17 protein-coding genes and 1 pseudogene are annotated in these 19,242 nt (G+C 61.6%); 14 read left to right on the top strand and 4 right to left on the bottom strand.

Going from position 1 to position 19,242, the window contains the following annotated elements:
• Nucleotides 1-100: 100 nt before the first annotated feature.
• From IY716_RS07920 to IY716_RS07905, 4 genes are read right to left on the bottom strand one after another with little or no spacing between them, the layout of a single operon-like run.
• Nucleotides 101-1,768: an ABC transporter ATP-binding protein gene (locus IY716_RS07920; RefSeq protein ID WP_218221005.1), complete on the bottom strand. Its 1,668-nt coding sequence runs from the start codon at nt 1,766-1,768 to the stop codon at nt 101-103.
• The gene (locus IY716_RS07915) at nt 1,768-2,607 is read right to left on the bottom strand and encodes an ABC transporter permease (RefSeq protein ID WP_218221004.1); all 840 of its coding nucleotides are present in this window, start codon (nt 2,605-2,607) and stop codon (nt 1,768-1,770) included. The genes IY716_RS07920 and IY716_RS07915 overlap by 1 nt, the downstream gene beginning before the upstream one ends.
• Entirely contained in the window at nt 2,600-3,541 is a 942-nt protein-coding gene (locus tag IY716_RS07910; RefSeq protein ID WP_218221003.1) for an ABC transporter permease, read from the bottom strand. Before IY716_RS07910 ends, IY716_RS07915 begins: the two co-directional genes overlap by 8 nt.
• A 22-nt stretch (nt 3,542-3,563) precedes the next feature.
• Nucleotides 3,564-5,120 carry an ABC transporter substrate-binding protein gene (locus tag IY716_RS07905; RefSeq protein WP_369699634.1) on the bottom strand — a complete coding sequence of 519 codons (1,557 nt, stop codon included), beginning with the start codon at nt 5,118-5,120 and terminating at the stop codon, nt 3,564-3,566.
• A 168-nt stretch (nt 5,121-5,288) separates the two neighbouring features.
• Between IY716_RS07905 and IY716_RS13775 the strand changes: the two are divergent.
• The 14 genes and pseudogenes from IY716_RS13775 to IY716_RS07835 all read left to right on the top strand — a co-directional run.
• Nucleotides 5,289-5,842: pseudogene (locus tag IY716_RS13775) on the top strand (IS3 family transposase); the annotation flags it as partial.
• Nucleotides 5,843-6,196: 354 nt separating this feature from the next.
• Nucleotides 6,197-7,147, top strand: coding sequence for a LysR family transcriptional regulator (locus IY716_RS07895; RefSeq protein WP_369699633.1), 951 nt, complete (start codon nt 6,197-6,199; stop codon nt 7,145-7,147).
• A 146-nt stretch (nt 7,148-7,293) separates the two neighbouring features.
• Nucleotides 7,294-8,577, top strand: a complete 1,284-nt coding sequence (locus tag IY716_RS07890) for an ABC transporter substrate-binding protein (RefSeq protein WP_218221001.1) — start codon at nt 7,294-7,296, stop codon at nt 8,575-8,577.
• A 216-nt stretch (nt 8,578-8,793) separates the two neighbouring features.
• Nucleotides 8,794-9,621, top strand: a complete 828-nt coding sequence (locus IY716_RS07885; RefSeq protein WP_255316469.1) for a carbohydrate ABC transporter permease — start codon at nt 8,794-8,796, stop codon at nt 9,619-9,621.
• A gap of 2 nt (nt 9,622-9,623) precedes the next feature.
• On the top strand, nt 9,624-10,463 hold the full coding sequence (locus IY716_RS07880) for a carbohydrate ABC transporter permease (RefSeq protein WP_218220999.1): 840 nt from the start codon (nt 9,624-9,626) through the stop codon (nt 10,461-10,463).
• Between the two features lie 66 nt (nt 10,464-10,529).
• Complete coding sequence (locus tag IY716_RS07875) at nt 10,530-11,324, top strand: TIM barrel protein (protein ID WP_218220998.1); 795 nt, start codon at nt 10,530-10,532, stop codon at nt 11,322-11,324.
• Complete coding sequence (locus IY716_RS07870; RefSeq protein ID WP_218220997.1) at nt 11,321-12,868, top strand: GMC oxidoreductase; 1,548 nt, start codon at nt 11,321-11,323, stop codon at nt 12,866-12,868. The genes IY716_RS07875 and IY716_RS07870 overlap by 4 nt, the downstream gene beginning before the upstream one ends.
• A 78-nt stretch (nt 12,869-12,946) precedes the next feature.
• The gene (locus IY716_RS07865; RefSeq protein WP_218220996.1) at nt 12,947-13,351 is read left to right on the top strand and encodes a DUF6379 domain-containing protein; all 405 of its coding nucleotides are present in this window, start codon (nt 12,947-12,949) and stop codon (nt 13,349-13,351) included.
• Nucleotides 13,348-14,463, top strand: coding sequence for a sugar phosphate isomerase/epimerase (locus IY716_RS07860; RefSeq protein WP_218220995.1), 1,116 nt, complete (start codon nt 13,348-13,350; stop codon nt 14,461-14,463). Before IY716_RS07865 ends, IY716_RS07860 begins: the two co-directional genes overlap by 4 nt.
• A 5-nt stretch (nt 14,464-14,468) precedes the next feature.
• The gene (locus IY716_RS07855) at nt 14,469-15,497 is read left to right on the top strand and encodes a sugar phosphate isomerase/epimerase (protein WP_218221472.1); all 1,029 of its coding nucleotides are present in this window, start codon (nt 14,469-14,471) and stop codon (nt 15,495-15,497) included.
• 14 nt (nt 15,498-15,511) lie between these two features.
• A complete protein-coding gene (locus IY716_RS07850) occupies nt 15,512-15,928 on the top strand; it encodes a DUF6379 domain-containing protein (RefSeq protein ID WP_218220994.1) in 417 nt (138 codons plus the stop codon).
• 20 nt (nt 15,929-15,948) lie between these two features.
• Entirely contained in the window at nt 15,949-17,109 is a 1,161-nt protein-coding gene (locus tag IY716_RS07845) for a Gfo/Idh/MocA family protein (RefSeq protein ID WP_218221471.1), read from the top strand.
• A complete protein-coding gene (locus tag IY716_RS07840; protein ID WP_218220993.1) occupies nt 17,106-18,110 on the top strand; it encodes a sugar phosphate isomerase/epimerase in 1,005 nt (334 codons plus the stop codon). Before IY716_RS07845 ends, IY716_RS07840 begins: the two co-directional genes overlap by 4 nt.
• Before the next feature lie 114 nt (nt 18,111-18,224).
• On the top strand, nt 18,225-19,241 hold the full coding sequence (locus IY716_RS07835) for a VOC family protein (protein ID WP_218220992.1): 1,017 nt from the start codon (nt 18,225-18,227) through the stop codon (nt 19,239-19,241).
• The last annotated feature ends 1 nt before the right edge of the window (nt 19,242 follow it).

Raw genomic sequence — 19,242 nt, 5'->3', positions numbered from 1 at the left:
GGGGCTCCCGGTGCGGACCCCGGACCCGTCCAGGAGAGAGCTGAGGCCTCTTGAGGCTTTGGCCCTGAAACTGCCCACGACCCCTGGGGGTCATCGTGGGTCATCTCGGCGAAGAGTCGAACCGCTCTGGGGGCGGGGCGTTGTGTCCGACGTTGAGGAAACTCGAGCGGCTCTGTGCTGCGTCCCAGGCGCCGAGGGCGCGGCAAGGAATCGACGCCGAGACGAGTGCCTGGCTGTGCGGGTGCTGAGGTGCGGTGAAGAAGTCCCCGGTCGCCGCGACCTCGATGACCTGTCCATCCAGCAGCACCGCGACCCGGTCACACATATACCTGATCACGTCCATGTCATGAGAAACCATGATCACAGAGAGCCCTCGGCTCCGCTGGAGATTGAGAAGCAGGTCAAGGATCCGGCGTTGAGTCACGGCGTCCAACGCCGAGGTGGCCTCATCGCAGATGAGGACCTCTGGTTCCAGGAGCAACGCTCTCGCGATGGTCGCACGTTGAAGCTGCCCGCCGGAACACTGACCAGGATGTCTGTCGAGCAGTACCGGGTCGAGCTCCACCTCGTTCATCGCAGTCTGAATCTGCTCGACGCGCTGTTCAGGAGTCAGATGACGGTGGGATATCAGTGGCGCGTGCAAGCTCGTGCCCAGTGTCATGCGTGGGTCGAACGCGTGGTGTGGCTCTTGGAACACGAGTTGCACAGCGGTGCGTCGATGCGGCTGTCCCGCTTCCAGATGTCGGGAGATGACCCCTGTGCTGGGGGCTTCAAGCCCCACGATCGTCTTTGCCAGAGTGCTTTTTCCTGACCCCGACTGTCCGAGTACTCCCAGGACCTCTCCGCGGCCCAGGCTCAGCGAGACGTCTTCCAGAGCGGGCCTCTCCCCCTTCCGCTTTCGCCCAAATCGTTTGCCGACGCCTTCCAGGGCCAGGACGGGGCCTTCTGCAGGCAGCGGCCGACGCCGAGACTTCGGCGCCAAGAGCGCCGCGTCCAGGAGCTCTCGAGTATAGGAAGATTCGGGACGGCGCAGAACCTCCTCCACACGCCCCTCCTCGAGGATTGAGCCGGCACCCATGACCAGCACTCGGTCCGCATAGTCAGCGACAGTTCTGATGTCGTGAGTGATGTAGAGGATCCCTAGCCCGCGCTCGTGACGTTCGCGATTCAAAAGCTGCAGAATCTGGGTCTCCAACCCCTTGTCCAGTGCAGAAGTCGGCTCATCAGCTAAAAGCATCTCAGGCTGTCCTGCCAAAGCCAGGGCTGTCATGGCGCGCTGAGCCATGCCCCCGGAGAGTTGGTGGGGGTAGGCCTTGGAGCTTTTCAACGGGTCATGGAGGCCGACCTCGTCAAGAAGGTCAAGAGCCTTCGCGCGAGCCCTCAGGCCTCGAACGCCTTGATGCAGACGCAACGGCTCCTGGAGGTGCTCTCCTATGGTGCGGTTGGGATTGAACATCCGTTTCGGCTGTTGGAACAGCATGCCGAGCCGACCGCCCCGCGCCGAGTTCAGCTCTCGTTCCGAAGCCGTTGTGATCTCGAGGTCACCTATTGTCACCGATCCCCCCGTGACGCCCAGACCCTTGGGGAGCAACCCCAGGCAGGACAATGCGGTGAGGGTCTTTCCCGAACCAGAACTGCCCACCAACGCCACGAACTCGCCAGGCGCTACAGAGAGAGACACGTCGTTGACCAGCAACGTGCCTGCCTTCTGACTGACAGGTGACTGGACGCTCACCTGCAGCCCGTCGATAACCAGCTCCGAGGTCATCAGGGTTGCGTCCGTTGTTCGGCAGAAGGAGCCAACAGAGGGACGGCGCTCATATGGGCTGCGCGTTGGCCGATCACAGTCACGCATAGTGCCACGGTGAAAATCACGATTCCGGGGGCAAGGATTCCCAGCGGTGCGCGATCTGCATAGGGTTGCGCCGCGGCCAGCATCGATCCCCAGTCCGACTGCGGGGGCTGGACGCCCAGACCAAGGTAGGACAGTGCTCCCACACTGATCAGAAGGTGTCCGAACCGCAGGGTCGCTTGCCCGAGCACAGGACCAGCGAGATGCGGCAGGATATGGCGGAAGATGATGAACCTCGGCGAGCATCCCACCACTCGGGCGGCATCCACGAAACCGCGTGCCGAGACGTCATAGGTCAGAGACCTTGCCAGACGCGCAAAGGGGGTCCAGCCTGTGACTGTCAGCGCGAGAAGCAGCGGCCAGAAACCGGTCCCCAACGCTGCGACGATGAACAGCGCCACCACCATCTCGGGAAGTGCGAGCAGCACGTCGTTCGTCCGGGTGAGCAGCTCATCGATCCACCCGCGACGCCGTGCGCTGAGGATACCGATTCCCACTCCTACGATGCAGGTCAGCACAGTGGCCAGCGCGGCCACGGAAAGCGAAAAGCTGCCGCCGTCGAGGAGCCGGCTCAGGATGTCGCGGCCCAGATGATCGGTACCGAGCCAGTGAGCAGACGACGGTGCGGCCAGCCGTTCGGAAAGACTCTGCTCAGAGGACTGATGCGGCGAAATCCATGGCGCCAGAGCCACCGCACCTACGATGGCCACCAGCACAAGCACGCTGAGTGTTGTTGCGGTCAGTCGTTTACGCAACGGGTCCTCCCACCGTTTTGGTGAGGAACCGGTGGATGAAATCTGCCAAGGTCGTCACCGCAACAGCCAGCGCAACCACGACGACGACTCCCCCCTGAGCCAGCGGGATATCGCTGTTGACCACGGCGTCGAAGAGAAGCTTCCCCATGCCTGGAATCGCGAAGATCACCTCCACAATCACTGAACCTCCCAGCAGGCCCGCAAACCACACAGCCAACAGGGTGGAGACCGGGACGAGGCTGTTGGGCAAGACGTGGCGCATGACGGTCTGGCGCGCACTCAGTCCTCGCGCGCGGGCCGCCTGGATATGCGCGGCGGCCGCGGCGTCGAGGACGCCGGTGCGGACAGCCGAGGTGAAGAAGGCGATCGGCCGCAGGGCAAGTGTCAACGCGGGCAGCACCACGGATGTGGGATCCGTCCACCCGGCGGTGGGCAGAAGGGTCAATTTCACCGCGAGGACCAGCACGAGGAGCGGGGCAGCCCAGTATTCCGGCACGGCGATCAATGCCTGGGTCACGGTGGTGACGGCACGGTCCGTCAGACTTCCCGGTCGCAGACCAGAGAGGACGCCCAGAGGCAGAGACACCACTACGGCCAGCACCAGCGCCGCGGTCACCAGGCTCAAGGTGACGCCCATGGCGGAGATCACCTGATCTGCCACAGGCGTGCGGCTTCCGAAGGACAGCCCCATGTTTCCGCTGATGAGCTCGCGCAACCAACGGATGTACTGCACCAACAGTGGATCATCCAGTCCGAGGCTCTGACTGAGCTGTCGAACCGAAGAATCGTCGATGACCTCACCGGCGACCCGGGAACGGATGATCTTCCGCACAGGGTCACCCGGGGTGAGATACGGGACGAGGAAGACCGCGAAGGACGCGACCACGACCGCTATCACGAGGGTCGTGGTCCGCTTGGCGGCGAAATGCAGCATCAGAGCAGGTTCGCGATGTCCGTCAGGAGCTCGCTTTCGCCGTCTCCGCTGTCAGGACATAACGGGAAAGCGGATCCTGCTCATAGGAGAGGACATCATCCCCGATAGCGTCGATGGCCTGTTCATTGACCAACCACGCGTTGACGGCCTGGTCGTCGAGGATCTTCCCAGCTTCGGCGTAGAGCTCGTAACGCTCGGAGGCCTCTTTTGTCGTGACCGCCTCAGCGAGAATCCGGTCGAAGGCCGGGTCACAGAAGTGACTCAGGTTATAGGCGCCATCACAGGTGTAGTCGGCGGTAAGAAATCCGATCGGATCAGCGATGTCGATCAGTCGATTGCGCTGACTCAACAGCATGTCGTAGTCCCCATTGAGCACGTCAGGTTCCGCCGAGGCGTATTCTTTGGACTCGATCGTCACAGGAATGCCGATCTCGTCGAGATTCTCTTGGATGACGGCAGCAACGTCGCCGAACTCAGCTCGCTCCACAATGGCGATGATCTCCAATGGCCGGTCGGAGGTGTACCCGGCATCGGCCAGCAGCTCGCGGGCTTGATCAAGATCCTGAGGGGATCGGTTTGCCCCTTCTGCCCAAGGTTCTGACGGCGCAAAGGGCCCTTCGGAGGGAAGGGCCGCGCCCTCGTAGACACTCCCGGACAAAGCTTCGAGATCCAGTGCGGCTCGGATCGCCCGTCGCACCTCAACATCATCCAGCGGGGCGCGATCGTTGTTCATGTAGAGCGTCGAACTCCTCGGCGAATCCGCACTCAGAACACGAACACTGGGGTCAGCCTCCAGCGTGGCAAGACTCGCCACGGGGACCGACAAAGAGATATCGGCTTCGCCTGTCTGCACCTGGGTTGCGCGGGTAGCGCCGTTGGTGATGAACCGGATCTCTGCCCCCGCGAGCTGGACATCACCACCCCAGTAATCCTCGTGGCGATCGAGAGTCAAGGACTGCTTCACTTTCTCTGAGACGGGCGTGAATGGTCCAGTGCAGTGACCGAAGGGATCCACACCCTTCTCGGCGTAGGCGGCCGGGGAAAGGATCCCCGTGTTGACGCTGGCCAATCGGTAAGGAACCAACGGATTTTCTTCCGGGGTGCTCACTCGGACGGTCTGGTCATCGAGCGCGGTGACCTCGCGGATCATGGTCCGGTTGAATGCTCGAGCCGGAACTTCAGCATCGAGAACGTGATTCAACGCGACGACGACGGACTCAGCGTCCAACTCACTTCCATCCTGGAACTTCACACCGTCACGAATATTGAAGTCCCAGTGCAGCGGGCTCGTTTGCTCCCACTCGGTGGCCAGTGAGGGGAGAACCTCGCCCTCATCCTGATCGAAGGTCGTGAGCGTTTCGAGGCATCCCGAGAGGGACAGAATGTAGGCGTCGTCGGATTCCACCGCCCAATTCGCGGTAGGGGCGCGGAAATTGTCCACGACGATGCGCTGATCAGTATCTGGTGTCCCGCTTGCAGTCTCGGATGAGGCCGCGTCTCCGGTGAATCCGCAACCGCTTAACGTCAGGGTCGGGGCGGCGAAAGTGACGAAGAGGACACGGGGTATGGAAGTGCTCACAGGGAAACCACCTTGGGGGTGTCAGCAGAGACGATCAGTTGAAACGACAGCTAAGGATAGCCTTAGTAGGTGTCAGCGCAAAAAGCGCATGTCCATGTTTGTTATCACCGACAGCTTTCGTGGTGGTTCTTCGGTCCGTGAGTGGGCTTGCCACAAGGCTGCGCCGACACCGGCCTCATCAGAGCAATACACATCGCATCCGGCGGCAATCACTGTTGGCGGCAGATCCACGCCGAGCTCACTCTCGGGATGGGGAGCAGCTGCTTCAGTCGGCTCGTTGAGATGCTGTTGAGCCGGGCAGGAGTGAAGAGGGCTACCAGGGTCAAGCGCCTCAAAGTTGTGGCCACAGCTGGTGCCCTGGTCAACCGAAAGTTCACCGGCTCGCGCTCAACACACTGTGGCTCACGGACAACATGGAACATCCCGCCGCTGGAATCCACGTCAGAGAAGGCAAGATCTATTGCGCCGCTGTTCTCGACGCCTGCAGCCGCAGGATCAGCGGGTGGGCGATCGACTCCAAGCAACACTCAATCCTGGCCGTCAATGCCCTGGATGATGCGATGACGGAGTCCTTCTGGTCCTCGATGCAGATCGAGGTGCTCCATCGCAGGAAGTGGCGGACCCGGGTCGAGTTGGCGAACGCGATCTCTGACTACATCGAGGTGGGATATCACCGTCGACGCCGCCGGTCGAGCCTCGCATACACCACGCCGCATGACTACGCCTCGCCCGCACCATTCAACTGCTCGCCGCCAGAAGCTAGTCAGGGCGAGTGGAAACCAAACTGTCGGGCACGTGAGACTGCCACCTATTCGTGCGGCAGACCCGTTCGCTGTTTGGCGGCGTAGCTTGGAGACCAAGATGCGAGATGGTTCATCATTGTTCGGAGTATGGCGTTCCCTGCTGTGGAATTGTGACCGCACCCGTTCGTCACGGATCACCCTCGCCTGCGGCGGCCAAAAACCCCCGGAAGCCCGTCGTCTCATGCCCCAGCTCGTGGCTGCCAACAGCGAAGGAGACCACTTGTCGTAGAGTGTGGGCGCGCGGGAGATCCGGCAACAACCAGGAGGCTTGAAGTGGCTGATGTGGGACGTTCGATGTCGCGCTTGGATCTCAATCTGCTCCTCGCGCTGGATGCTCTGTTGACGGAGCGCAATGTCACCAGGGCGGCCTCGCGACTCTGGCTCAGTCAGCCAGCGCTCTCTGCCTCTTTGGCGCGCCTGAGGGAGCATTTCGACGACGAACTCCTCATTAGGCGCGGGTCCACTAACGAGCTCACGCCGCTGGCGGCGGAGTTGATAGACCCTGTAAACACGGCCCTTCGCGCCGCCGTTCGCGTGTTCGACGCCAAGGTTGACTGGGATCCGCGACTTTCTCATCGCGAGTTCGTCTTCTACGGTTCTGACCACGCGTTCACTCAGATCGGCGCGGAGCTATCTCGCATCGTTTCCGCGCAGGCGCCTGGTGTGCGGCTACGTTTCATGCTCCATGACCAGAAAGTCGTCGAAGACGCGACGCGGTCCTTGCGTGCCGTCGATGCCATGTTCCTCCCCCACGGTTACGTATCCGGATTCCCACACCTCGATCTGTGGCGTGACCGATGGGTGGTCATCGCTGACCCAGAGAATCGCCTGGTAGAGGAAGGCGACGTAACAGAGGCCCTCTCGCAAGCGACCTGGGTCGCCACCCTCGACGGTCTTGCGGACTGGACGGTGCCGGGAGGCCAGTTGCGGGCTCTCGGAGTTGAGCCGCGTGTGGCGATGCTGGTGGAGAGCTTCTCAGCTCTTCCCCATGTCGTCGCCGGAACGAATCGGCTTGCCGTTATGCAGGAAGGCGTGGCGACCGAGGCTGAGGCTCGGGGGACTATCAAGATCCTGCCGGCGCCGCTGTTTGAGGCGGAGCTCTTGAATGCCGTGTGGTGGCACCCCGCGCACGAGGGTGATCCCGAACATCAATGGCTGCGAGCACAGCTTCGCAAGGCCGCGCAAGCCCTCGGTACCCGATTGGCTCACAACCGCCGTCAGTAACGCCCTCACCGCACTTTCGGGGCCTACCCCCGACGAGTCGCGTGATGTCCGGTATCGCTGAGCCTGATAATGATGTGACCCAGACCACAGGATACTGAGATCAGCACCACTAGTTGAATCTCAATCCGACGATGAAGGGCTGGATCATGACCACTGACAGATCGCGATACCTAGGACGGTGGATCGGAGTCTCCACCGTTGCTGCTCTCGGACTCACCGCTTGCGGCGGTGGGTCCGAAGGTGAAAACGGCGCCGAGGAGCAAGCGTTCTCTTTCACTTACGCCGCGGCGAATAATCTCGAGAGTCCTTGGGAGGCCCTTGCCGAGGCGTATATGGATGAGAACCCTGACGTTGAGATCACGCTGAATTCTCAGCCCCAGGATAGCTATGGCGAATCCTTGCGCACTCAGTTGCAAGGAGGCAACGCGTCTGACGTCATGCAGACGGTCCCCGGTGCCGGACAGACCAGAGGCGTGGTCTCGCTGGCTGAAGCAGGATTCCTGGCACCTCTGGATGACTCAGCTGGAGATCTCCTGCCGGAAGGCAACCATGAGCAGTACACGTTTGAAGACGAGTACTACGGCGTCGCACCCGGGCTGGCACTCAACGGTCTTGTGACGAACCAGACCACAGCTGAGGAGCTCGGACTCGAGACCTTCCCAGAAACCTTTGAAGACCTCATCGCTGCCTGCGGCGAAACTGCCGAGGGTGGAAACAGTCTGCTGGTCCTTGCCGGCGGCACTCCGCAAAACTCCGGCGTAACCGCGCTCATGGCGGCGTCCACCGCTGTGTATGCAGAGGATCCAGAGTGGAATGAGAAGCGGGCTGCGGGTGAAGTCACTTTCGCTGACAGTGAGGGTTGGCAACAGGCCTTGGAGAACGTTGTCGCCATGATCGATGCCCAGTGCTTCCAGCCAGGTGCTGAAGGTGCGGGATTCGACGTGCTGACTAATTCGCTTGTACAGGGCGAGGCCATGGCCATGTTTGGGCCCGGAGGCGCCGCCCCCGAGCTCGAGCAGGCAAACGAGGACCTTGAGTTCGTACTCAATGCCTTCCCTCCCGCTGAGGGAGGGGAACCGTCTCTTCAGGTCGCCGCCAACTACCTGGTCTCCCTGAATGCCGAGGCCGAGGACAACCAAGCCGCGAACGACTTCATCGCTTGGCTGCAGGAGGATAGGGCCTTGGAGATCTACGCGGAGGTTTCTGACGCTCTCCCGGCAGACCTCGAAAACTACGATTTCGAGGGCAGCTCCTACGAACCAGTACAGGATCTCCTCCTGGAAGGTGACTACTACGCCCCGTTCGCCAATGATGAGTGGCCCAACCCAGCTGTCTATGAAGAACTGGGCGCCGGGATCCAGGGGCTGCTTACGGGTCAGTCCACCCCGGAGCAGGTACTCACCGCTATGGACGACGCCTGGGGAGAGTAACCGATGACTAGGGCTGAGATCCGCCGTCGACGAGACCCTGTCTCGTCTGACCCGGTCGCCGAGGTACAGGTACCGAACCTCGCGAACCAGACCGGAACCGCCGAGAACGACGCCGCATCACTCCCCGCGGACCCTGTCGGCGAGCGAGCACCAGGTGCCGCCAGCCGTCAGGGTCCGCGGGGGACCCGGACGCGATTCGGGCGATGGTGGTGGGCTATGCCCGCTGTGCTGCTGGTCTTCAGCATCCACTATGTCGCGACCGCCTTCGGGGGGTTTTACGCCTTCACCGATTGGACTGGCATTGGCAGCTTTGAATGGATCGGTGTCCAGAACTTCACGGAGATCTTCGCAGACGCCGAGATGCTTCTTGCACTGGGAAACACGTTATTCCTAGCTTTCGGCTCTGTCCTTGTTGCGAACGTGATGGGCCTAGCGCTTGCACTGGGACTGAACCGCGGCCTCAAGACGCGCTACTGGCTTCGAGTCCTGTTCTTCATGCCGGTAGTGCTCTCTCCGTTGGCCACCGCGTACGTCTGGCGCTATATCTTCGATTTCGACGGCCCCCTCAACGCATTCCTTACGGCGGTCGGCCTGGGTGATTTCGCGAGGGCCTGGGTTGCTGATCCGACCTTCGCGATTTGGGTGGTGCTCCTAGTGATTGCCTGGCAGACCACCGGGATCCCGATGGTCATCTTTATGGCAGGCCTGGCCGGAGTTCCACAGGAGATGGAAGAGGCGGCGGCCATCGACGGCGCCTCCACGCTTCAACGTCTGTGGTTCGTAGTTTTGCCCTCGCTGCGACCGGCAATTGCCATCTCAACCATCCTCGGCATTGTCAACGGATTGCGGATTTTTGACCCCATTCTGGCCATCACGGGTGGAGGGCCCGCAGGAGTCACTGAGAATCTTGCCACTGTCGTTTACAAGGAGTCATTCGCCCTGGGGAACTTCGGCTACGGCGCGGCGCTGGCGCTGGTCCTGACCCTCATCATCATCTTCTTCGCGGTGGTCCAACAGCGCCTCACCCAAGAACGCAAGGACTGATCATGTTCCGATACACCACATTCACGGCTGTCCGTGAGGTCGCTCTCTGGCTGATTGCGGTTCTGTACCTCCTGCCCTTCTTCTTCGTGATCTCCATGTCGTTGAAGGACGACTCGGAGGTCTTCGGAACCTCGCCATTCGCCCTACCCGAGACGCCAAGCTTGAGCAGTTTCCAGACCGTTCTGACGGCCGCGGGCAACTCTGATGTCCTTGGGGGGTTGAGGAACAGCGTCATCATGACGGGCGGTTCGGTGCTGTGCCTCATCGTCCTAGGGTCTCTCGCTGGATATGTCATCTCCCGCAGCGCGTCGCCGCGTTGGAGCAAGTCTATGTACTACCTCTTCCTTGTGGGCATCATCTTGCCACCGCAGTTAGCGACGGTTCCGCTGTACATGGGCGCGTCGACTCTAGGGCTGACTGGGACGGTGTGGGGAATGATCGTGCTGTACACCGGCATGATGCTGCCCCTAGCAACCTTCTTATATTCAGGGTTCTTCCGAGGTCTCGGAATCGAGTACGAGGAAGCGGCGCTAATCGACGGAGCCAGTCGGGGCCAGATCTTCTTTCGCATCGTGCTCCCCTTGATGTCCCCCGCGACCGGGACCGTCGCGATCCTCGGGGGCCTCATCATCTGGAACGACTTCTTCACGGGCCTCGTGTTCCTGGGAGGGTCCGAGGTCCAGACCCTCCCGGTGGCCATGTACTACTACGTGGGGTCCCTCGTTTCTCAATGGAACCAGATTTTCGCCATCGTGATCATCTCCATGATCCCAATCCTCGCGCTGTACATGTTCGCCCAAAAGAAGTTCATCCAAGGATTTGCCGGCGGGCTCAAAGGCTGACGAGTGCTCCAAGTCGCTAGCGCTGGCGTGCCATTTTCCAAACTCACTGACAGGAGTTAACTCCCCATGTTTCAACTCGCCCCCAATATTGAGCTCATCTTCCACGAAGCTGGTGACTACCCAGCGCGGGTTCGTGCCGCGGCTGCGGCGGGGTTCAGCGCCGTCGAGATGTGGGGCCCAACAGGGGTTGACGCTCCCGCCCGTCCCAAGGATATTCCGGCGCTGAAGAATGCGCTCGAGGAGACCGGCGTGAGCTTGATCGCGCAACTCGCGGAACCCCGAACGCAATTCATGATCCCGCCCAAGGACCACTCCGAGTTCTATCGCAAACTCGACGAAGGAGTTGAGATCGCCCGAACTCTGGGCTGCCCCCGAATCGTAGTAGGCAGTGGCACCGGTTTCGGAGGCATGAAACGGCAAGCCCAGTTGGACGAACTCACTGAAATCTATCGGCGGGCTGTATCTCAGATCGATGGGTCCGGCATCACCTTGGTGTTAGAACCGGTCAACATACGTGTGGACCACCCCGGTGCTTTGCTGGACCGAACCTCAGAAGCCGTGTATGTAGCGCGAGGCGTGGACTCCGAGTCGTTTGGAGTGCTCTACGACATCTACCACTCAGCCGTTGAGGGCGAAAATATGGCCGCAGAGCTGGCCGAGGCCGGCGATCTCGTGCGCTACGTGCAACTCGCCGACAGTCCAGGGCGCGGAGAGCCTGGTTCAGGACAGCTGGACTGGCCAGAGCGGCTAAAAATCCTGCAAGCCTCAGGCTACGACGGGCCGATCGGTCTCGAGTACTACCCGACACAGGAGAGCCTGGCCTCGACACGCTACATCTCGGACCTGGCGGGGATCGCATGAGTGGCCGCTACCCGGAGGCTGTGGAGGTGGCGATTATCGGTAGCGGACCGACGGGGGCTACCTACGCACGCGTCCTGGCAGAGAACCGCCCTGGAACGAAGGTTGCAATGTTCGAGGCTGGACCTACTGTCTCCACGCCTCCCGGTGCGCACGTGAAGACTATTGCCGACCCTGAGGCACGACGGCAGGCGCAACGTCTTTCAGCCGGGCCAGCCGCAGACGCTGAGACCGTTGCTCATCCGGGAGAGGTCAAGGGTGGGCAGCTGCGTGCGCGGCCCGGGACCTTCCTACTCGGGGACGGCTCAACGGGTTCAGGCACCGATGATGGTATCGACGGGGAGGACGGTCTGCCCGTCGCCGCTATGTCCTGCAACGTCGGAGGCATGGCTGCACACTGGACAGGGGCGTGCCCGCGGCCTCAGGGTGGGGAACGAATCGATTTCTTGCCCGATCTCGACGAGCTGCTCAGTGAAGCGGAGCGTATGCTTGGGGTCACTTCGGAGGCATTCGACAGTTCTCCATTCAGCGAGCTTGTACGCACACGACTGGCCGCTGCCGTGAACGGATCACGACCCGCCGAGGCCGGGGTGCGGCGAATGCCGCTGGCCGTAGAGAGGCGTGAGGATGACGTTCTGGTCTGGGCGGGCTCCGACGTCGTGCTCGGAGACGTCACGCGAGCGGACGCCGGATACAGCCTCTTCGACGAATCTGTGGTCACGCGGATCCTAGTTGAGTCAGGCCGTGCCGTCGGCGTGATGGTGAGAGACCGGCTCAGTGGAGAAACTCATGAGGTTCGCGCACGGCACATCGTCGTCGCGGCGGACGCGATACGGAGCCCTCAGCTGCTTTGGGCATCCGGTGTTCGCCCGCTCGCTCTTGGCCGGTACCTCAACGATCAGACACAGATCGTATTCGCGGTCAGACTCCGAGATGCAGAGCAACCCGATGCGCACAGCCCTGCGGATGGTGCCCCTGCCGTTGGAATCTCAGTCACCAGTGGCGTGACATGGGTGCCTTATACGGACGACGAGCCCTTTCATGGTCAGATCATGCAATTGGATGCCTCTCCGGTTCCGGTCGCCGAAGACGATCCTGTCGTCCCCGGCTCTGTGGTCGGGATTGGTGTCTTCTGCGCGAAGGAACTCTCGCCAGATGACCGCGTCGAGTTCTCCGATGATCGCGTTGACCCCTTCGGGCTCCCCGCGCCACGCATTCACTACAGACTCTCGGACTACGACCACGCCGAGTTGGCCCGAGCGCGCGAGGCCATCGTCAAATGGGGCCGGGCCATCGGCGATCCGCTGGATGAAGCCTCATTCACCCTCCCGCTGGGATCTTCGCTGCACTACCAAGGGACCACCCGTATGGGACTTGTAGATGACGGGTCGAGCGTCTGCGGACCCGACAGCGAGGTTTGGGGAGTCGCCGACCTGTTCGTGGCCGGCAACGGCGTCATCCCCACCTCGACAGCGTGCAATCCCACGCTCACATCCGTTGCGCTGGCCGTCCGCGGTGCGCGCGAGATCGCTCGGCGCCTTTCATGAGGCCCCCGGCGCGGTCGACCCAGATATACACATACCCGGCGGGAGCTTCGCTCGCGCCGCTTGGACAAGGAGGACCAGATGATTCCTGATCGCATCATTGAGCAAGGCACGCTACGCACTGCGGGATCACGAGCGTCCGTAGAGGTACGGATTCCCTGGTACCGAGCGCTGCCAGCCTCATGCATAGAGGACGCACGTCTGACGGTTGACGGTGTCACGGCCCCCGCCGAATCCGTGCGTTGGGAGATGAACGGCCGGACCTTCACCTTCGCCGAGATGCGAGATGAAGTGGATGAGTGGTGGTTCCCGGTTGACTCAGCGGTGCTCTCCGGCGAGCTCGCGGTCGCTTCCGCTAATGAGCACACGGTAGCCGTCCACCTGTCGCTCTACATTCCCTACATCATCATCGGCGATGGAGAAGTCCTACGAATCGATGAACACGACGAGAAGCTCATGACGACCAAGGAAGAGGTTCCCGCATGAATGACCAGCTCGGCACGCCAGTTCAAGGCGTCACCCTTTACAGCTTCACCCGGCCATTCCACGCGCGTGAATATGATCTCGAATCATTGATCCGCAAGGTGGCAGCCGAAGGATACGGCCCTGGCCTCGAAGTCATTGGGTTCTCGAGTCTCAAGGGATTTCCTGCAGTCGAAGACCGCTTCGCTGGATGGTTCCGCGATCTGCTTGAGGAAGTCGACTTGGTCCCGACCTCACTAGCGATCAACGCGGACATCGGTATCCACCGGGACCGGCTCCTCGACCAGGATGAGCTGGTGGAGTACATGCGTCCCCAGATCGAGGCTGCGGCGAAGCTTGGCTTCCCCGTGGCGCGGGTGCAGATCTCCATCACGCCGGACTCAATGGAACGGCTCGTCCCGATCGCTGAGCAGAACGGCGTGACTCTCGCACTTGAGGTACACGCTGACCAGTACGCTTCCCATCCGAGAATCCTGGCGCTGCGGGACCGCTTTGAAAAGGTGGGTTCACCCCTGTTGGGATTCACGATGGACTGGGGCGCCACGGTGAAGGGATTTGCCCCGTCCCGTGTGGAAGCCTACCGGCGCAGGGGTGCCACAGAAGAGTATCTGACGGCGCTCGTCGACCTCTGGGATGAGTACTACCGGCAGGGGCCGCCTGTAGATCAAGATGACCACAATGGACGCTTTGGTCGATTCATCGGACTGGCCGCGCAACACGGTCACCCCGAGTTCGGCATTGACAGCGGGATCGCGGCCACTGGCTTGTTCGGTCCGGCGCCCGTGGATGACTGGCTCGAGATCATGCCCTGGGTCCGCCATGTCCACGGCAAGTATTTCGGCATCGACGAGCACGGGGAGGAACCTTCGGTCCCCGTGCGAGAGCTCATCGCTCTGCTGGTCGAAAACGGCTATTCAGGCGCTGTCTCCAGCGAGTACGAAGGTTGGCACTGGAACGACTGGCAGAGTCCATTCGACATCGTGCGGGACGAGCAGGCTGTACAGCGGTCAGCGGCAGAGACGGCCGGGTCCCGCATGGTCACAAATCCGGCCGAAGCTCGGGCAGTCCTGAAACGACACCACGCCACCGCCCAGCAGGAAGGAGCCGCACGATGAGCCAACTGAAGAACGGTATTGCAGGAACAGACATTCAACTTGGTACGACCCTCTACTCCATGACGAGTGAGTTCGCGGCAGGACAGTACACCCCAGAGAGCCTGATAAATGCTGTCGCCGATGAGGGCATCGGTCCTGGGGTTGAGTTCAACATCGCGCAGCTACTGCGCACATACCCTGATGTGGACACTGAATTTGTCGACATGTGGTTTCGCACATTGGATGAGCGGGGTCTCGAGCCAAGCGCCATCGGTACCAACCTAGATATGGGCCGACGCAAAGAGCGGGACATGACGAAGGAAGAAGAGTACGAGTTCTTCGCTCGCCAGCTCAAGACCGCCCACACCCTTGGGTTCAAAAGGGTGGTGATCCGTTCCGCCGGCCGCGAGCTGTTGAGGCGTCTCCTGCCTTTGGCCGAAAAGTACGACCAGCTTCTTGGGTATGAGATTCACGCCCCCAAGGGGCCCAACTCCCCGGAGATCCTGGAAATCCGCGAGATGTACGAGGATCTTGGCTCCGAGCGTCTGGGCTTTACTGCGGACTTCTCTTCGACCATGCACAGCCTCTCACCAACTCTTCTATCCCAGTTGCGCAAAATGGGGCTGCAAGATCCTGACTTCACGGTGATGGACGAGATCTGGCGACGACCGACGCCAATGCACGAGCGCAACGAGCAGTTCGAAGAGTACCTCCGTGGCGAGGGCGTCGACCCGTTGCGCTTCGGGCCCTTCACTCGGCTCGCTTTTAACATGCACGGACTTGTGCCGCCAGAGGAATGGCTGGACATCATGCCTCAGACGTTCCACGTCCATGCGAAGTTCTACGACATTGGCGCCGACGGGCATGAGCCGGCGATGGACATCCCGCGGATCGTGCGCCAGTTCGTAGCGGGCGGATTCAAGGGCTTTATCTCCAGTGAATGGGAGGGTCATGCCTTTTCAGACCTGGGGGAGGCCGATCCTATCGATCTGGTGAAGAAACAGCATGCGCTGATGCGGCGCGCAATCGAAGAATCCGCCACTGTTCAGGCTTGAGGAGAGGACACTAGATGGCTACACATAACTCGCTATTTTCAGACCAGGACGTGCAGCGCGTTGAGGACGGTATCGCAGTGTCCGTGCAGCTGCCCTGGTATCGGAGTCTCTGGCTATCGGCCGTAGACGACGTTGCGGCCAGCGTCGACGGCGTAGAGATTGCGCGGGACCGACTTCGATTCGTGCTACAGGGGCGTTCCTACAAGGTCGATGAGCTTCCCCACCAGTGGGAGACTCTTTGGTTTGTCGCCGACCGGCCGGATGTCGTCATCGCGTTGGACGAGGTTCCCTCCGTTGGGGAGCGCGTCAGCGTTGAGGTCGTCCTCACCATGAGACTGCTGTACATGCAGATCGCTCCGGGACTCGACGGGGGGCCGGGACGCTACGTCACCAACCGTGTCCCAGTCCAGCGTGAGGTGGTGTTGTCGTGAGCCGTCCGCTGCGAGTGGCGATGATTGGTCACGGATTCATGGGTGCCGCGCATTCCGTTGGATGGCGCCAGGCGCCCGCGGTGTTCGATCTCCCCCTCGATGTGGAGATGGCCGTCCTCGTCGGGCGCAACGCACAGACCGTCGAACAATCAGCACGCAGGTGGGGGTGGTCTGAGACGGCCACCGACTGGCGGGAGGTCGTCGCCCGGGGGGACATCGACGTCATTGACATCGTGACGCCAGGGGACTCGCACGCGGAGATCGCACAGGCGGCTCTCGATGCTGGTAAGCACGTGCTCTGTGAGAAACCCCTGGCCAACACGGTCCCTGAGGCAGAGGCGATGGTCGGGTCCGCTGCGCGGGCTGGGACCCACGCCATCGCCGGATTCACGTATCGACGCCTGCCGGCCACCACGCTCATTCGGGACATGATCAGGAATGGTCGCATCGGACGTGTGCAGCAGGTACGCGCAGCCTACCGCCAGGATTGGCTGGTGGACCCCGACGCTCCCCTCGTGTGGCGGTTGCAGAAGGAGCATGCCGGTTCGGGCGCCCTGGGCGACATCGGGGCACACATCATTGACATGGTCCATTACGTGACCGGACAGACGGTAGACGCTGTCACCGGGACCCTCGAGACGATCGTCAAGCGTCGCCCGTTGCCCGCAGACAACAAGCTGGCCGCTGAGGGGCGCGAGGAGTGGGGCGACGTCACAGTCGATGACGCAGCGCTATTCACGGGACGTCTGTCCGGGGGTGCGCTCGCTTCCTTCGAGGCGACACGTTTCGCCGCCGGGCGCAAGAACGCGCTCACGATTGAAGTCTCCGGAACCGAGGGAGCGCTCGCGTGGGACCTTGAGCGTCTCAATGAAGTTAAGTTCTACGATCGTACGTCCGATCCCGCATCTCAGGGCTTCACCACGATCCTCGCCACAGAGCCCGATCATCCCTATGTCTCGGCTTGGTGGCCTCCCGGGCACGGACTTGGCTACGAGCACGGTTTCGTGCACCAGGCCAAAGACCTTGTCGAGGCGATCTTCACCGGAGAACCTGCACATTCGACTTTCGTTGAAGGGCTTCAAGTCCAGCGGGTTCTCGCCGCCGTCGAACAGAGCGCCCAGCACGAGTCTGCGTGGACCCGAGTGGGCGCGGCGCCGAGCCAGGACGGAAGAAAATCATGAGCCGACCGATCACGCTGTTCACTGGGCAATGGGCGGACCTGCCGTTCGAAGAAGTATGTCGTCTCGCCGGTGAGTGGGGTTACGACGGACTAGAAGTCGCCTGCTGGGGTGATCACCTGGATCCGTGGCGCTGGGACGAAGACGACTACATCGCTGACCGCCTTGCGCTCTTGGAAAAGCACGGCCTGAAGGTTTGGGCTATCTCGAACCACCTGACGGGGCAAGCGGTCTGTGACGATCCGATCGACCAGCGACACCAGGACATCCTTTCCGAAAAGGTCTGGGGGGATGGAGATCCAGAGGGTGTCCGTCATCGCGCCGCGGAGGCGCTCAAGAACACCGCTCGTCTGGCAGCCAGACTTGGGGTGAAGACCGTGACGGGGTTCACCGGTTCTTCCATCTGGAAGTACGTGGCGATGTTCCCACCCGCCTCCGAGGACATGATCGCCGCAGGGTACCGGGACTTCGCTGACCGCTGGAATCCCATCATCGACGTGTTCGACGAGGTCGGTGTGCGGTTCGCGCTGGAGGTACACCCCTCAGAGATCGCCTACGACTACTGGACCACCCGCCGCACACTCGAAGCAATCGGGCACCGGTCAGGTTTCGGGATCAACTTCGACCCATCGCACTTCATGTGGCAGCAGCTGGACCCAGTGGCCTTCGTGCTCGATTTTGCTGACCATATCCGCCACGTCCACGTCAAAGAGTCGGTGACGTACCTGGATGGTCGCAACAGCGTGCTCGGCTCCCATCTCCCATGGGGGGATCCGCGACGTGGCTGGACATTCGTCTCGACCGGTCACGGTGAGGTGCCCTGGGAGCGGCTCTTCCGCGCGCTGAACGCCATAGGGTACGACGGCCCGACGAGCGTGGAATGGGAGGACGCCGGTATGGATCGTCTGCACGGTGCACCTGAGTCGCTCCAATTCGTGCGTCGCTTGAACGCGATCACGCCATCAGGTGCCGCATTCGACGCAGCGTTCTCCACCCGGGAATGAGGCCGATCGGCGTCACCCATAAATCTCTGTGATCCCGTGTATACGCAATCCCCCCGAATCAGTGTGGCGCAGGTCACCGATAGTGGAGGAAGAACCGAATCGAAAGGATCGACCATGATCAGCCTTCTCTCCCACCTCTCCTACGTGGCCATCACAACTCCCGACGTCGAGGCTTCCGTCTCCTTCTATGAAAAGCAGGTGGGCCTTCACGTTGTCGACCGGACCGACGACGCCGTCTACCTGCGCTGCTGGGGGGACTACTACCGATACAGCGTCGTCGTCATCCAGGGCGAGGAACCCGGCCTGCATACCGCCGCGTGGCGCACTACGAGCCCGGAGGCTCTCGAAGAGGCGGTAAGGCGTGTCGAGGCTGAAGGCGTCCAGGGCGAGTGGTTCGACGGCTACACGATCGGCCGCGCCTATCGCTTCACCGGCCCGCAGGGGCATCCCATGACTCTGCACTGGGAGGTCGAGCACCACTCCAGCGGGGGCGAAGTTGCCTCCATCTACCCGGACCGTCCGCAGCGCCGATCCTCCCACGCCGGTGCTCCTCGCCAGCTGGATCATGTCACGGTCGCTGCCCGCGATGTTGACGCGTTCTGCGAGTGGTACACCCGCGTGTTCGGATTCAGGCATATGGCTCGCACTGTGTTGGATGAAGCTCCGGTGTCGGTCTTCTCGGTCCTCACTACCAACGAGAAATCACATGATCTCGGTGTCGTCCTCGATGGTTCGACGCGTGCTGGCCGGGTGAATCACTACGCGTTCTGGGTCGACACTCGCGAGGAGCTGCTCATTGCGGCCGATGTGCTCATGGAGAACGGGACTGACATCGAGTACGGCCCCTCTATCCACGGCATCGGCGAACAAAACTTCCTCTACTACCGAGAACCGTCGACGCTGCGCATTGAGTTGAACACCGGCGGCTACCGCAACTATGTGCCGGACTGGCAGCCGAACACCTGGACTCCATCCCAGGGCTCGAACAACTTCTACCGGAATGGCGCCATGCCGATGTCCATGACCGAGTCTTTCCCTGCTGCCGACGGGCCCAGTGCCACAGAGGAGGGAGTCCCGGAGGAGGTCAAGGACGCTCTGCTCAACCCGTATGCCGTCCAGGGTCGAGGCTGAG

It is taken from the genome of Nesterenkonia sp. Act20 (assembly GCF_019173455.1).
Classification (GTDB): Bacteria; Actinomycetota; Actinomycetes; order Actinomycetales; family Micrococcaceae; genus Nesterenkonia.
This window is presented reverse-complemented; position numbering and strand designations above follow the sequence as displayed.